Here is a 14,549-nt window from a genome sequence, read left to right as displayed (position 1 = left end):
TATCCACCCAACGAAGGAGTTCCCATGCCCAGGATCGGCGTCCAGATGATGATGCTGAAGAACAAGGTCGAGGAGACCGGCCCGTACGAGGTGCTCCGGCGCCTCAAGGACTCCGGCTTCAACGCCGTCGAGGTCTCGCAGATCGCCATGACCCCGGAGAACGTGGCGGAGATGCGCCGCGCCAAGGACGAGCTCGGCACCGACTTCGGCGCCCTGTCCGCCAGTCTGGACGGCGGGCCGAACGACTCCCTGCTGGACGACTTCGACAAGATCGTCGACGACGCCCGGAACCTGGGCGCCACCCGGCTGCGCATCGGGATGATGCCGTTCTCCGCATTGGCGTCACACGAGGCGTTGCTCGACTTCTGCCGCCAGGCCGAGACGGTCTCCACCCGCCTCGCCGCCGAGGGCATCAGCCTCTACTACCACAACCACCACGTCGAGTTCGCCAAGCGCGGGGGCAGCACCCTGCTCGACATCATCCGGGCCGAGGCCCCCACGATGCGGCTGGAGATCGACGTGCACTGGGTCCAGCGCGGCGGCAAGGACCCCGTCCGCACGCTGGAGAAGTACTCCGGCCTGGTGGACCTCGTGCACCTGAAGGACTACCGCATCGGCGAGATCGAGCCGGCCGCTTTCGAGGCACTCCAGACCGGGGACTACGCCACGTTCATGCAGGCGTTTGCCGCGGTGGTGCAGTTCGGCGAGGTCGGCGAGGGCAACCTCGAGTGGACCGAGATCATCGACCAGGCGCTGACCTCCGGCGCCGAGTACCTGCTCATCGAGCAGGACCAGCAGTACGGCCGCGACCCGTACGACTGCCTGAAGATCTCCCGCGACAACCTCGTCGCGCTCGGCTACGAAGACCTGTTGTGACCGCCGCCGCGCCGCGCGCCGGTGACGCGGCGCGGCAGCGCACCAACCTGCCGCTTCTCATGGTCGGGCTCATGCTCGCCATGCTGCTCTCGGCGCTGAACCAGACCGTCCTGGCGACGGCACTGCCCACCATGGTCGGCGAGCTTGACGGCGTCGACCGGATGCAGTGGGCGGTCACCGCCTTCATCCTCGCCTCGACCGTCGCCATGCCCGTGTACGGCCGGCTCGGCGACGCCATCGGGCGCAAGGGCCTCCTCGTCGCCGCGATCGTCCTGTTCATGGCCGGCTCGGTCATCGGAGCGCTGGCCACCGGGATGGACGCGATGATCGTGGCGCGGGTCGTGCAGGGGCTCGGTGGCGGCGGCCTGATGATCCTCTCCCAGGCATTGCTCGCCGACGTCGTCCCCGCACGGGACCGCGGCAAGTACATGGGCATCATGGGCAGTGTCTTTGCCGTCTCCTCGGTTGCCGGGCCACTCCTGGGCGGGTGGTTCACCGAAGGACCCGGATGGCGCTGGGCGTTCTGGGTCAACCTCCCGCTGGGCGCGGTGGCGGTCCTCGCGGCGTTCGTCCTCGTGCGGGTACCCGCACGGGCGCGCACCCGGGTCCACGTGGACTATCTCGGCATGGCGCTCCTCACCGCGGCGACCACCGGCGCCGTGCTGGTCGGCACCTGGGGCGGCACCACGTACGCGTGGAACTCCACCACGCTGCTCGCGACCGCCGCGGCCACCCTCATCGCCGCGGTGCTGTTCGTCATGGTCGAGCGGCGCGCCGCCGAGCCCGTCCTCCCGCCGCACCTGTTCCGCAACCGCAACTTCGTCCTCACCACCCTCGGCGGGCTGCTCACCCACGTCGCCATGTTCGGCACGCTCGGCTACATGCCCACCTACCTCCAGATGGCGACCGGGGCCAGCGCAAGCGTCGCTGGCCTGCTCATGGTGCCCATGATGGGCATGCTCCTGGTGACATCGATGGCCGCCGGGCACCTGGTGGCTCGGACCGGCCGGTACCGCACCCTGACCGTGGTCAGCACCGTGGCAGTCGCCGGGGCGCTCGCCCTGCTGTCGGCGACGACGCCGGCCACGCCCGTGTGGGTCATCAGCGCCGAGCTCGGCCTCCTCGGCGCCGGCCTCGGCCCGGGCATGCAGATCCTCGTGCTCGTGGCGCAGAATGCCTTCCCGCACGCCCTGGTCGGGACGGTGACGGCCGGGCACAACTACTTCCGTCAAGTCGGAGCGTCGGTGGGGGCGGCCGTCGTGGGCAGCGTCTTCGCCTCCCGCGTCGTCACCCTGCTCGGCGAGCGGCTGCCGGGCTCCCAGCCGGGCTCGCTCACCCCAGCCATGGTCGCCGACCTGCCCGAGCGCGCCCGGGAGGCTGTGGTGGCGTCCTACACCGAGGCGCTGCCCCCGGTGCTCCTGCTCATCGCACCGCTCGCGCTGCTCGCGGCGGTGCTGCTCGCCTTCATCGTCGAACAGCCGCTCGCGCCCACGCTGGGCAACGCCGCCCCAGGGGTCGACGGTCGACCGCGCCATGGGAGTGAGGCCCCGAGACACCGCCATCCGAGTGCGTGAGGCAGCCCTCACACCTGTCTGTCTACGGCGTTCTCATGCAGGGCCGAGGTCCAGCCATTGCACATCGCACACGCGACCAGAGGCAGAGTGGTGCCGTGACGAACCACGACGCACGCGTGCCGACCGCGCCGACCGACTCCAGGCTCCCGGCCCCTCCACCGCCCTCGACCGGGCCGACCCGGGCCGGCTTCGAGCAGGTTGATGGCGCGGCCGCCGCCCGCGCGAACGCCGCCTGGTGGTCCGCGGAGGCGGGCGCCTACCTGGCCGAGCACGGCGCGTTCCTCGGTGACGCGGACTTCTGCTGGTGCCCGGAGGGCCTGCGCGAGCGGGACGCCCAGCTGCTCGGGAACCCGGGCGCCCTGCGCGCGCGGCGCGTCCTGGAGCTGGGCTGTGGCGCCGCGCAGTGCGCGCGGTGGCTGCGCGGGCAGGGCGTGCCGGTCGTGGCCACCGACGTCGCGCCCGGGATGCTCGCCCTCGCCGTCGAACTTGATGCCCGCACCGGCATCGTGGTGCCCACCGTGCTCGCCGACGCCCGGCGGCTGCCCTTCGCGGACGCGTCCTTCGACGTCGCCTTCACTTCCTTCGGTGCCATCCCCTTCGTGCCCGACGCCGGCCGCGTGCACGCCGAGGTCGCCCGCGTACTGCGCCCCGGGGGACGGTGGGTGTTCTCGGTGACGCATCCGGTGCGGTGGGCCTTCCCTGACAACCCCACCCGCCAGGGGCTGACCGTGGTGCGCTCCTACTTCGACCGCACGCCGTACGTGGAGACCGACGACACCGGCGCGCCCGTCTACGCCGAGTACCACCGCACCCTGGGCGACCACGTGCGCGAGGTCGTCGGTGCCGGCCTCGTGGTCGACGACCTCGTGGAGCCGGAGTGGCCGCCGGACAACAGGGCGGTGTGGGGCGGGTGGGGGCCCGAGCGCGGCGCCCTGCTGCCTGGCACGGCCATCTTCGTCACGCACCGGTCGGGCGGCTGAGCCAGGTCAGGCGGTGACGGTCGCGTGCTGCTCCGCGAGCTCACGGCGCGCCTCCCGGCGCGCCGCCTGGCGGTCCGGGTCGGGCACCGGGGAGGCCAGCAGCAGACGCTGCGTGTACGGGTGCCTCGGCTCCTGGGTGACCTGGCGTGCGTCGCCCTGCTCGACGAGCTGGCCCTCGTACATCACCGCGACGCGGTGGCTGACGTGGCGGACGACGTCGAGGTCGTGCGACACGAACAGGTACGAGACACCCGTCTGCGCCTGGATCTCCAGGAGCAGGTCGAGCACGCGGGCCTGCGTCGAGAGGTCGAGCGCGCTGACCGGCTCGTCGCAGACGATGAGCCGCGGCTTGAGCGCGAGCGCCCGCGCGATGGCGATGCGCTGACGCTGACCACCCGAGAACTCACGCGGCAGGCGGCCCATGGCGTCCAGCGGCATGCCTACGCGGTCGAGGAGCTCCTGCACGCGCCGACGCGCCTGCTGGCCGGAGATCCCCTGGATGCCGAGCGGCTCCGCCAGGATGTCCCCCACCGTCATGGACGGGTTGAGCGACGTGTACGGGTCCTGGAAGACCACCTGCAGGTCCTGGCTCAGCTCACGACGCTGCTTGCGCGACGCGTGGCTGATGTCCTTGCCCTGGAAGGTGATCGTGCCGCCGGTCACGGGCGCCAGGCCCAGGACCGCGCGCCCCAGGGTCGTCTTGCCGGAGCCGGACTCACCCACGAGGCCGAGCGTCTCGCCCTCGGCGATCTCCACGGAGACGCCGTGGAGGACGCGGAACGGCTTGGCGAACAGGCCCTTGCCCGGATACTCGACGACCAGGTCCTCGACCGTGAGGAGGTCCTTGCGGCGGGTCGTCGTCGGGACCGGCGCGTACCCCGCGGTCACGGTGCTACCGCCGCGGTGTCGTCGTCCGTGAGGAGCCGGGTCATGGGTTCCTTCCCTTCCAGCATGGAGGACAGCAGCATCCAGGTGTACGGGTGCTCGGGCGTCCGGAGGATCTCCCGGACGTCGCCGGCCTCGACGATCTTGCCGGCCTGCATGACGAGCACCCGGTCGCAGATGTCGGCCACGACGCCGAAGTTGTGCGTCACGACGATGATGCCCATGCCGAGCCGGGCCTGCAGGTTGCGGAGGACGTCGAGCACCTCCGCCTGGACGGTCACGTCGAGGGCCGTGGTCGGCTCGTCGGCGATGATCAGGTCCGGCTCGCAGGAGATCGCGCCCGCGATGAGCACGCGCTGCGCCATACCGCCCGAGATCTCGTGGGGGTAGGCCGCGAGGGTGCGGTTCGGGTCCGGGATGCCGACGCTCGCGAGCAGGTCGTACGCCCGCTTGCGTGCCTCCTCCTTGGAGATGCCCAGCACCTTGACCATCGGCCGGACCAGCTGGGCGCCGACCGTGAAGGCGGGGTCCAGGTTGCTCATCGGCTCCTGGGGGATGTACGAGATCCGCTTCCCGCGCAGCTGGGTCAGCACCTCCTGGTCGATCTTCCCCTCGCCGGTGCGGACGGTCTGGACGCCGTCGAACACGATGGAGCCGCTCGCGACGATCGCGTTGGCGGGCAGAAGCCCGAGGATCGCGAACGCGGTCTGCGTCTTGCCCGAGCCCGACTCGCCAACGAGGCCGACGACCTCGTTGCGGTCCACGTGGAAGCTCACGCCGTCCACGACCGTCTTGCGCACGCCCCCCGCCTGCGGGTACGCGATCCGCAGGTCCTTCACGGAGAGCAGGTGCGGCTGGGCCGCGGCCTCGGCGGCCTCGACCTCGGCGCGGTGTGACAGCTGGACCGAGGGGGCCGCCTTCGCCGGCTTCTTCTCCTTGATGACCTCGAGGTCCTCGAGCGAGTCGCGCAGGGCGTTGCCGAGGAGGACGAAGCCGCCGATGACGATCGAGATCGCCAGCGTGGGCCACAGAAGGTTCAGCGGCTCGCGGTAGATCGACCGGAAGCCGTCGCTCACCATGACGCCCCAGGTCGGGACGGTCGGGTCACCGAGGCCGAGGAACTCGAGGGCGGACTGGATGGCGATCGCGACGCCGCAGACGCCGGCGGTCTGGATGATGATCGGCGCCCGGACCACGGTGAGCACGTGCCGGCCGATGATGCGCGCGTCGGAGAGGCCCGACACGCGCGCCGCGTCGACGTACAGCTCGTTGCGGACCGACTGGACGGCGGTGCGAGTGAGCCGGAAGTACCCCGGGCTCACGAGCAGTCCGAAGACGATCATCGCGATCCACGTCGAGGGCCCGACGGCCGCGCGCACGGCCAGCAGGACGATGAAGCCCGGGAGAGCCAGCAGGACGTTCGTCGCCCAGCTCGCCAGACCGTCGAACTTGCCGCCGTAGTAGCCGGCGACCAGGCCGGACGGCAGGCCGATCGCAATCGCCACCGCCGCACAGATGGCGGCGGAGACCAGCGTGACGCGGGCACCGAACAGCAGGCGGGACAGGATGTCCCGGCCGGCGCTGTCCGTCCCGAGCGGGTAGTCCCCGCCGGGCGTCAGCAGGACGGTCGAGAGGTTCGCGAACGTAGGGTCGTGCGGGGCGAGCAGCGGGGCGAGGACCGCTGCCAGGACCGTGCCGGCGAGGATGACGATCGCCGTCAGGCCCATGGGGTTCTTGAGAAGACGGCGCCAGGGCGAGGACCGCAGCACGGCGGCTGCCGGCGGGGCCTGCCCCACGGACGCGGTGACCTCCGTCATGAGACACGCACCTTCGGGTTGAGCCATCCGTTCAGGATGTCGACGAGCAGGTTCACGATGATCACGATGATCACCGTGTAGATGACGACCCCCATGACGAGCGGCAGGTCGGACTGCGTGGTCGCGTCGACCGCGAGCTTGCCCATGCCGGGGATCGCGAAGATGCTCTCGATGATCACGACACCACCGAGCAGCCCGATGAACTGCAGGCTCAGGACCGTAAGGCCCGCGGGAGCAGCGGAGCGCAGCACGTGCTTGAAGAGGATCTCCCGCTCGGGGATCCCCCGGCTGCGCAGCGTGCGGACGTAGTCCTGCTCGAGCTGCTTGATGAACGCGCTACGGATCTGCTGCGCGGTGCCGGCTACGCCGTTGATGAGCAGCGCGACGACCGGGAGGGTGAGGGAGCTCACCCACACCCAGGCCCCCGCCCCGGGCCGGATGCGCGAGACGGCGTCGAACCAGCCGAGCTGGACCGCGAAGATCGTCACGAGGAAGACGCCGATGATGAAGCCCGGCAGCGAGCTGCCGAGGACGGCGCCGACCTGGACGACACGGTCGACCCAGCCGCGCCGCACCGCGGCGACCATACCGAGCACCGTCGCGGCGACGGCGATGAGCGTGATTGACGCGAAGACCATGACGAGCGTGATGGGGAGGCGGCTGAGGATCGCCTCGAACACGTCCTGGTTGCTGAACCACGAGCGCCCGAGCTCGCCCTGGACCGCGTTGAGCATCCAGTCGCCCAGCCGGCTGAGGATCGGCTGGTCGAGGCCGAGCTCGGCGGCCTTGAGCGCCACGGCCTCCTCGGTCGCCTGGTCGCCCAGGATGTTGCGGGCGATGTTGCTCGAGCCGATGAAGAGCAGGACGAAGGCCAGCGAGGCCACGACGATCAGGACGACGACCCCCGAGACGAGTCGCCGAGCGATGTGCATGAGCATGAAACAGCTCCTACGGGTGGGGAGGCGGCGCCGGGGGCGGGACAAGACCCGCCCCCGGCTCACGACACGATCGCGCTCAGCCGACCGGGTGGTAGTTGTAGATGGACGGAACGGCCATCTGGACCTGCGGCTCCGGCTGCACGACGTCCGGGTTGTAGAAGTAGATCTGGCTCGGGCGGAACCACGGCGCGAACCACGCCTCCTCGACGAGGAACCGGTTGAGCCCCTTCGCGGCGGCGTCGCCGTCGTCGCCACCGGCACGGATCGCCTCGATCCAGCCCTGCACCTCCGGGGTGCTGGAGTCGAACGGGTTGTACAGCACGTCCGGGAGGATCATCTGCGACACGGCGACCCAGTCCGGGCCCTGGAAGAGGCTGAACCACGCGGCCGCGAACTTGCCCTGGCCGAGCTCGCCCTGGAAGTCGGCGCCGGGGACCGAGGTCAGCGTGACCGTGATGCCGACGTCGGCGAGCTGCTGCTGGACGAAGGTCATGATCGTCTCCGCGCCCGGCGTGAGGACCGGCATCTCGATGGTGAGGCCGTCCTCGTAGCCCGCCTCGGCCAGGAGCGCCTTGGCCCGCTCCGGGTCGTACGTGTAGTACGTGTCGAGCTCGGGGTCGTACCCGGCCGTCTCCGGACCGAACACCTGGCTCGTGATCTCGCCGTTGCCCTGCAGCAGCTCCTGCAGGAGGGCCTCGCGATCGAAGGCGTAGTTGATCGCCTGGCGCACCCGCACGTCGCCGAGAGCCTCGTTCACCTGGCCGGCACGGTCGAGCAGCAGCACGCCCATCCAGTCCGTCGTGTAGTCGAGGCGCTCCAGCCCCGCGCCCTGCGCCTGCTCCATCGTCGGGCCGTCCAGGAGCACCGCGTCGATCTCACCCGAGACGATGGCGTTCACCCGGGCGGTGACATCCGCCAGGAAACGGAGCTCGATGCGGTTCCAGTCCTGCAGGTCCTCGTTCCAGTAGCCGTCCTTCGCGGTGAAGACGTACTGGGAGCCGACGACCGACTCGTCCGGGACCATCTCGTACGGGCCGGTCCCGACCGGCACCCGGTCGACCTCGTCCGTGCCGATGGCGGCAGGCGAACCCATCAGGCCGAGCGCCTGGCTGAGGTAGTACTCGAGCGCGGGGTCCGGACGCGAGAGGTTGATCTCGACCGTGTCCTCGTCGACCGCGGTCACGGACTCGATCGCAGCGGCCTGGGACGCCTGCCGGCCGTTGTCCGCCTTGAAGTGCTCGATGTTCGCCTTCACGGCCTCCGCGTTGAAGGCCTCGCCGTCCGAGAACGTGACGTCGGTGTTCAGCTCAAGGCTCAGCACCGTGTTGTCCTCGTTCGTGTACTCCCACGTCGTGGCGAGCATCGGGGAGAGCGTCCCGTCCGGCTCACGCAGCAGCAGCGTGTCGTACGCCAGCTGGTACGGCTGGAGGGTGTGGCCGACGTGCGCCTGCGCGGGGTCCCACGAGAGCGGCTCCTGGACGATCCCGAGGCGCAGCGTGTCGCCCTTGGCGCCTTGCTGAAGGCCGGGCGTGTCAGAGCTCTCCTCGGGGTCGGCCCCCCCGGACTGGCAGGCGGTGAGGAGGAGAGCACCTGTGGCGACGGCCGCTACCAGAGTGCGTGACTTCATCGTCAATCCTTCGCTTGAGGCCGCGGGGACGGCCGGATCGTGCGAGTACTCCGTTGGCTCGCACGTGTGGACCAGTACGCCAGGGCCCGAGCGGGGGGACAACCGGTTGCCAAAAGTTGCATCTGGTGCACGCCCGATTTATTGGTGTCTGGGCCGGGGCCGTGACCTGCCGTTATGCGATTGTGACCGGAACGCGGTCCACGCGCCCTCCCCAAGGCCCGGACGCCACAGGCGGCCGCCGTCAACGGCGCGGCCGGCACGGCGTGGCACAGGGGCGACGGTCGCCGTCTCCCCCGGTTCGAGCGGTCCCACCCGGTCGAGCCCGTCGTCGGGCCGCGCACGCCGAGCCAGCTCGCGCGCTGTACTCGACCCCGTCCGCGCCGACGGCGTCGATCCAGCCAGCTGCCCTCGGCCAGCCCGCCGGGCGACCCATCCCTGGTCTCCAGCCGGATTCGGCTGGTGACCAAGGATCGCTAGTGGGCGGCGTCGCGCCAGGAGCGGCCCGTGCCGACCGAGACGTCCAGCGGCACCTTCAGGTCCGCCGCACCGCCCATCCGCTCGCGCACGAGCGCCTCGACCCGCTCCCGCTCGCCGGGCGCCACCTCGAGGACGAGCTCGTCGTGCACCTGCAGCAGGATCCGCGAGCGCAGGCCGGCGTCGTCCAGCGCGTTGGCGGTGTCGACCATGGCCACCTTGATGATGTCCGCCGCGGAGCCCTGGATCGGCGCGTTGAGCGCCATCCGCTCGGCCATGTCGCGGCGCTGCCGGTTGTCGCTCGTGAGGTCCGGCAGGTACCGCCGCCGGCCCATGATCGTCTGGGTGTAGCCGGTCCGGCGGGCCTCGTCGACGACGCCGTGGAGGTAGTCGCGGACGCCACCGAACCGCTGGAAGTAGCCCTCCATCAGCGCCTTGGCCTCGGAGACGTCGATCTTGAGCTGGCGGGACAGGCCGAAGGCGCTCAGCCCGTACGCGAGGCCGTAGCTCATCGCCTTGATCTTGCTGCGCTGGGCCGGGGTGACCTGGTCGGTGGGCACGTCGAACACCCGGGACGCGACGAAGGAGTGCAGGTCCTCCCCGGAGCGGAAGGCCTCGATGAGCCCGGCGTCGTCCGACAGGTGCGCCATGATCCGCATCTCGATCTGCGAGTAGTCGGCCGTGAGCAGGCACTCGTAGCCCTCCCCCACGACGAACCCCTCGCGCACGCGCAGGCCGTCCTCGGTGCGCACCGGGATGTTCTGCAGGTTCGGGTCGGTCGAGCTCAGCCGGCCGGTCGCGGCGATGGTCTGGTGGAACGTGGTGTGGATGCGCCCGTCGGCGGAGACCGCGCGCAGCAGGCCCTCGGCGGTCTGGCGCAGCCGGATCTGGTCGCGGTGCTCCAGCAGGTGCTGGAGGAACGGGTGCTCCGTCTTGGCGTACAGGTCCGCCAGGGCGTCGGCGTCGGTGGTGTAGCCCGTCTTGGTCTTCTTGGTCCTGGGCATGTCCAGCTCGCTGAACAGCACCTCCTGCAGCTGCTTGGGGCTCGAGAGGTTCACCTCGTGCCCGATGGCCTCGAAGGCCAGCGACGCCGCCCGCTCGACGGCGTGGTCGAAGCCCGCCTGCAGCTCGCGCAGGTTCGCCACGTCGGCCGCGATGCCGGCCTTCTCCATCCGCTCCAGCACGCGCTGGACCGGCAGCTCCAGCCCGCCCAAGAGCTCGCCCGCGCCGCGGTCGGCCAGCTCGGCCTGGAGCACGCCGGCCAGCTCCACCACCGCGCTGGCACGGACGCCGCCGCGGGTGTCGGCGCTCTCGCCCTCGAGGCTGAGCACGCCCTGCCCGTCGCTCTCGTCGTCGTCGCGCAGCTCGCGCTTGAGGTGGCGCACGCTGAGGTCCGGCAGGGCGTACCGGCGCTGGTCCGGGTAGCACAGGTAGGCGGCGAGCGCCGTGTCGAAGGTGACCCCCTCCAGCCGCAGGCCCCGCCCGTCCAGGGCGTGCCAGGCGTTCTTCGCCTCGTGCAGCGCCTTGGCGGCGTCCGGGTCGGCGAGCCAGGCGGCGAGGGCCGACTCGTCCTCCTCGCCGAGCGCGGTCAGGTCCATGGACACCGCGTGCCCCTCGTCGTCCGCGACCGCGAGCGCCCACGCGTCGCCGGTGCCCTGCACGGCCGTGCCGGTCACGTCCACCCCGAGGAGCCGGCCGCGCCGGGCGTCGAGCCAGGCCAGCAGGCCGCCGCCGAGCCCGGCGACGTCCACCACCTCGACCTCGATGCCCTCCTCGGGCGCCGGGGCCTCCTCGGGCAGGGTCTCGAAGAGCCGCTGGCGGAGGGTGTCGAACTCGAGCGCGTCGAAGACCCGGTGGATCTCCTCGCGGTCCAGCGGGCGGCGGGCGAGGTCGTCCACGCCCACGGAGAGCTCGAGATCGGTCAGCAGGCGGTTCAGCCGCCGGTTGCGGAGCACCTGGTCGAGGTTGTCGCGCAGGCTCTGGCCGGCCTTGCCACCGATCAGGTCGGCGTTCGCGACGACGTTGTCCAGGCCGTCGTACTGGTTGACCCACTTCGCCGCGGTCTTCGGCCCCACCCCGGGCACGCCGGGCAGGTTGTCGCTGGTCTCCCCCACCAGCGCCGCGAGGTCGGGGTACCGCGCCGGGCCGACGCCGTACTTCTCCAGCACCGCCTCGGGGGTCATGCGGGTCAGCGTCGAGACGCCCCGGATCGGGTACAGCACGGTCACCTGCTCGTCGACGAGCTGGAACGTGTCACGGTCGCCGGAGCAGATGAGCACCTCCAGCCCGGCGGACGACGCCTGGGTGGACAGCGTGGCGAGGATGTCGTCGGCCTCGTAGTTCTCCTTCTCCAGGACCGGCACGTTCATAGCGTGCAGGATCTCCTGGATCAGCGGCACCTGGCCCTTGAACGGCTGCGGCGTGGCGTCGCGGGTGCCCTTGTACTCCGCGTACTCCTCGGTGCGGAAGGTCTGGTCGGAGACGTCGAAGGCCACCGCGAGGTGGGTCGGCTGCTCCTCGGCGAGGAGCTTGATGAGCATGGAGAGGAACCCGTACACCGCGTTCGTGACCTGACCGGTCCTGGTGGAGAAGTTCTCCACGGGCAGGGCGTAGAAGGCGCGGAAGGCCATCGAGTGGCCGTCGATCAGGAGGAGACGCGGGGGCTGGGTCACGGGGACACCCTAAGTTGCCCCGCCCACAACGGCGAAGACGGCGGAGCCGGCGGCGTGCGGCCTCGCCCGCACGCCCCGTAGCGGGCATCATCGACGTCGCCGACGTCGCCCGTCGCGAGAGCGACGTCGCCGGCGTCCGTCCACGCTCGACGGGCGCGCCGTGACCGGTCCAGCTCCGGGGAGGAACCCCATGTCGCCGCAGGGATCACAGGGCCCACGGGTCCGGCAGCTCCGGCTCGTCGTCGAGGCCGAGGACTACGACGCGGCACTGACGTTCTTCCGGGACGTGCTGGGCATGCCCGAGGAGCTCGCCTACCGCGGCGACGACGACGAGCGCGTCGCGATCCTGGACGCCGGCCGCGCCACGCTGGAGCTGGCGAACCCGCTGCACCGCCGCGTGGTGGACCAGCTCGAGACCGGGTCTGGCGAGGGCCCGGCCATCCGGCTCGCCCTCGAGGTGGACGACGCCGCGACGGTGACGGCCGACCTGCTGCGCGCGGGCGCCGCCGGGATCGCCCCGCCCACGCCGACGCCGTGGCGGTCGCTGAACGCGCGCGTGGCCGGGCCGGCCGGCCTGACCGTGACGGTCTTCCAGGAGCTGGAGACTACCGCGGAGCGCCGCCGGCGCGAGGGGTCCGGCACCGACCCGGGACCGGGAGACCCGGCCCAGGCCTGAGATGCTAGGCACATGATCGACACGGACCTCCTCCACACCCTCCAGGGCGCCCTGCACGGCACCCTCGCCGAGCGCCTGGGCATCGAGCTGGTCGAGACGGTGCCCGGCAGGGTGGTCGCCCGCATGCCCGTTGCCGGCAACACCCAGCCGTTCGGGCTGCTGCACGGCGGCGCGTCCGCCGCGCTCGCCGAGACCGCCGGCTCCATGGCCGCGACCATCCACGCCGGCCCGGACCGCGTGCCCCTGGGCACGGAGCTCAACGCCACGCACCACCGCAGCGCGACCGCCGGGTGGGTCACCGCGACGGCGACGGCGCTGCACGAGGGCCGCCGCACGGCGAGCTACGAGATCGTCATCGTCGACGACGACGGGCGACGCGTCTGCACGGCGCGCCTGACCTGCATGCTGCTCGAGGCGCGCACGGGCTGACGAGGGTCACGCCCCGATAACGAAGCCGTAAAGGTGTGGCGACGGTCACACTCTGGCAACCTTTCGTCCTCTAGGCTCAGGACCACTCCGGCGCCCCGTGAGGCCGCGGGTGCGACGAGCAGCCGAAAGGACGGAGGCTCCCGGTGACATCCGGTGCCACCCCCGCCCGCGCCCGGCGCGGCGCGACAGCGGTCCTCGTGGCGGCGCTCGCCGCCGCGCTCCTCGTCCTCGCGCCCTGGGCTGCCGGCCCGGCCGGGGCGGCAGCCCAGGGGGCCTGCACGCCAGGTGAGGCCACGGCGTGCCTGGGCGGCACGATTCGGACCGCCGCCGGGCAGCCCGCCGTCGGCGTGGTCCTGACGGTGGAGGGTCCGGGCGGCACGGTGCGGGCGACGACCGACGACGCCGGACGGTGGGCCGCCGCAATGACCGCCGCCGGGGAGTACACCGTGACCCTGGACGAGGCGACCCTGCCCGCCGGGGAGAGGCTCCGGGACCCGGCCAACAACCCGCGCACCGTGACGGTGGAGCTGGGCAGCAGCGCGGGCGCCCTGTTCCCGCTGGGGGCGCCGACGGGGGCGGCGCCGTCGCCGGCCGGCACCACCCCCGCGGGGGAGGGCACCGGCGCGGACGCCGGCGGTGCGGAGCCGGAGGCGGGTGGCGGGGAGGCGGTGGTGTCCGCCGAGAGCGCCGCCGCGGCCGGCGCGTCCACCGGCGAGCGCGTGGCCCAGCTCGTCGTCAGCGGCCTGATTTTCGGGCTGTTGCTGGCGCTCGCGTCCGTCGGCCTGTCCCTCATCTACGGCACCACCGGGCTGAGCAACTTCGCCCACGGCGAGCAGGTGACCCTGGGCGCGCTGCTGGCATACCTCTTCGCCCAGCCCATGGGACTGTCGCTGCCCGTCGCGGGGGGCCTCGCCGTCGTCGCCGGCCTCGTCTCGGGCTACCTGCAGGACCGCGCGATCTGGGGGCCGCTGCGCCGGCGGGGGATCGGCCTGACCCAGCAGATCATCGTCACCATCGGCCTCGCCCTGGCGCTGCAGTACGCCTTCAACCTCTTCGCCGGCGGCGGCGTGCTCCGCATCGTCACCTCCAACCCGCAGATCGTCGAGCTGGGACCGGTCCGGCTGACGCTGCAGTCCGCCGTCTCGGTGGTCATCGCGAGCCTCGTGCTGATCGGCGTCGCGTACTTCCTCACCGGCACCCGGGTGGGCCGGGCCACCCGGGCGGTGTCGGACAACGCCGCGCTCGCCGCCGCGTCGGGCATCGGCGTGGACCGGATCATCCGGCTGGTGTGGACGGCCGGGACCGGCCTGGCCGCGCTGGGCGGGGTGCTGCTCGGCCTGTACCTGAGCGCCACCCGCTGGAACATGGGCACCGCCCTGCTCCTGCTGATGTTCGCCGCCGTGACGCTCGGTGGCCTGGGCACCGCGTTCGGCGCGCTGGTCGGCTCCCTCGTCATCGGCCTCGTCGTCGAGCTGTCGACGCTGTTCATCCCGAGCGACATGCGGTACGCCGCGGCGCTGGTGATCCTCATCCTCGTGCTGCTGCTGCGGCCGCAGGGCATCCTCGGCCGGGCCGAGCGCGTGGGTTAGCGGAAGGGCTCA

Annotated in this window: 11 protein-coding genes; 6 read left to right on the top strand and 5 right to left on the bottom strand. The window is 71.8% G+C overall.

The window, feature by feature from the left end; all coding sequences use genetic code 11:
* Positions 1–24 precede the first annotated feature (24 nt).
* From ACF0H8_RS09385 to ACF0H8_RS09375, 3 genes are all read left to right on the top strand, one after another.
* Positions 25–876 carry a sugar phosphate isomerase/epimerase family protein gene (locus ACF0H8_RS09385; RefSeq protein ID WP_395288674.1) on the top strand — a complete coding sequence of 284 codons (852 nt, stop codon included), beginning with the start codon at positions 25–27 and terminating at the stop codon, positions 874–876.
* On the top strand, positions 873–2,450 hold the full coding sequence (locus ACF0H8_RS09380; RefSeq protein ID WP_395288673.1) for an MFS transporter: 1,578 nt from the start codon (positions 873–875) through the stop codon (positions 2,448–2,450). Before ACF0H8_RS09385 ends, ACF0H8_RS09380 begins: the two co-directional genes overlap by 4 nt.
* A 95-nt stretch (positions 2,451–2,545) precedes the next feature.
* Complete coding sequence (locus ACF0H8_RS09375; protein WP_395288672.1) at positions 2,546–3,430, top strand: class I SAM-dependent methyltransferase; 885 nt, start codon at positions 2,546–2,548, stop codon at positions 3,428–3,430.
* A gap of 6 nt (positions 3,431–3,436) precedes the next feature.
* Here the strand turns inward: ACF0H8_RS09375 and ACF0H8_RS09370 are convergent, their stop codons facing one another.
* The 5 genes from ACF0H8_RS09370 to polA all read right to left on the bottom strand — a co-directional run bounded on the left by ACF0H8_RS09370 (position 3,437) and on the right by polA (position 11,843).
* Positions 3,437–4,318 carry an ATP-binding cassette domain-containing protein gene (locus ACF0H8_RS09370; protein WP_395288671.1) on the bottom strand — a complete coding sequence of 294 codons (882 nt, stop codon included), beginning with the start codon at positions 4,316–4,318 and terminating at the stop codon, positions 3,437–3,439.
* Entirely contained in the window at positions 4,315–6,132 is a 1,818-nt protein-coding gene (locus ACF0H8_RS09365) for a dipeptide/oligopeptide/nickel ABC transporter permease/ATP-binding protein (RefSeq protein ID WP_395288670.1), read from the bottom strand. The genes ACF0H8_RS09370 and ACF0H8_RS09365 overlap by 4 nt, the downstream gene beginning before the upstream one ends.
* Positions 6,129–7,070 carry an ABC transporter permease gene (locus tag ACF0H8_RS09360; RefSeq protein WP_395288669.1) on the bottom strand — a complete coding sequence of 314 codons (942 nt, stop codon included), beginning with the start codon at positions 7,068–7,070 and terminating at the stop codon, positions 6,129–6,131. The genes ACF0H8_RS09365 and ACF0H8_RS09360 overlap by 4 nt, the downstream gene beginning before the upstream one ends.
* A gap of 76 nt (positions 7,071–7,146) precedes the next feature.
* On the bottom strand, positions 7,147–8,697 hold the full coding sequence (locus ACF0H8_RS09355) for an ABC transporter substrate-binding protein (protein ID WP_395288668.1): 1,551 nt from the start codon (positions 8,695–8,697) through the stop codon (positions 7,147–7,149).
* 473 nt (positions 8,698–9,170) lie between these two features.
* The gene (polA, locus tag ACF0H8_RS09350; RefSeq protein WP_395288667.1) at positions 9,171–11,843 is read right to left on the bottom strand and encodes a DNA polymerase I; all 2,673 of its coding nucleotides are present in this window, start codon (positions 11,841–11,843) and stop codon (positions 9,171–9,173) included.
* A gap of 190 nt (positions 11,844–12,033) precedes the next feature.
* On the opposite strand from polA, the gene ACF0H8_RS09345 reads away from it, so the two are divergent.
* The 3 genes from ACF0H8_RS09345 (at position 12,034) to ACF0H8_RS09335 (ending at position 14,537) form a co-directional block, all read left to right on the top strand.
* Positions 12,034–12,519 (top strand): VOC family protein, encoded by a 486-nt coding sequence (locus ACF0H8_RS09345; RefSeq protein WP_395288666.1) that lies wholly within the window; start codon positions 12,034–12,036, stop codon positions 12,517–12,519.
* A gap of 12 nt (positions 12,520–12,531) precedes the next feature.
* Positions 12,532–12,948: a PaaI family thioesterase gene (locus ACF0H8_RS09340; RefSeq protein ID WP_395288665.1), complete on the top strand. Its 417-nt coding sequence runs from the start codon at positions 12,532–12,534 to the stop codon at positions 12,946–12,948.
* Between the two features lie 143 nt (positions 12,949–13,091).
* Positions 13,092–14,537: a branched-chain amino acid ABC transporter permease gene (locus tag ACF0H8_RS09335; RefSeq protein ID WP_395288664.1), complete on the top strand. Its 1,446-nt coding sequence runs from the start codon at positions 13,092–13,094 to the stop codon at positions 14,535–14,537.
* Positions 14,538–14,549 lie beyond the last annotated feature (12 nt).

The sequence above is a fragment of the Georgenia sp. AZ-5 genome (assembly GCF_043952095.1).
In the GTDB taxonomy this organism is placed as follows: domain Bacteria; phylum Actinomycetota; class Actinomycetes; order Actinomycetales; family Actinomycetaceae; genus Georgenia.
The sequence above is the reverse complement of the archived record's forward strand: the minus strand, read 5'-3'. Positions and strand labels throughout refer to the sequence as shown.

Coding starts and splice junctions, on each gene's coding strand:
- ACF0H8_RS09385 (WP_395288674.1), top strand. CDS start 25: ATGCCCAGGATCGGCGTCCAGATGATGATGCTGAAGAACAAGGTCGAG.
- ACF0H8_RS09365 (WP_395288670.1), bottom strand. CDS start 6,132: ATGACGGAGGTCACCGCGTCCGTGGGGCAGGCCCCGCCGGCAGCCGCC.
- ACF0H8_RS09360 (WP_395288669.1), bottom strand. CDS start 7,070: ATGCTCATGCACATCGCTCGGCGACTCGTCTCGGGGGTCGTCGTCCTG.
- ACF0H8_RS09355 (WP_395288668.1), bottom strand. CDS start 8,697: ATGAAGTCACGCACTCTGGTAGCGGCCGTCGCCACAGGTGCTCTCCTC.
- ACF0H8_RS09345 (WP_395288666.1), top strand. CDS start 12,034: ATGTCGCCGCAGGGATCACAGGGCCCACGGGTCCGGCAGCTCCGGCTC.
- ACF0H8_RS09340 (WP_395288665.1), top strand. CDS start 12,532: ATGATCGACACGGACCTCCTCCACACCCTCCAGGGCGCCCTGCACGGC.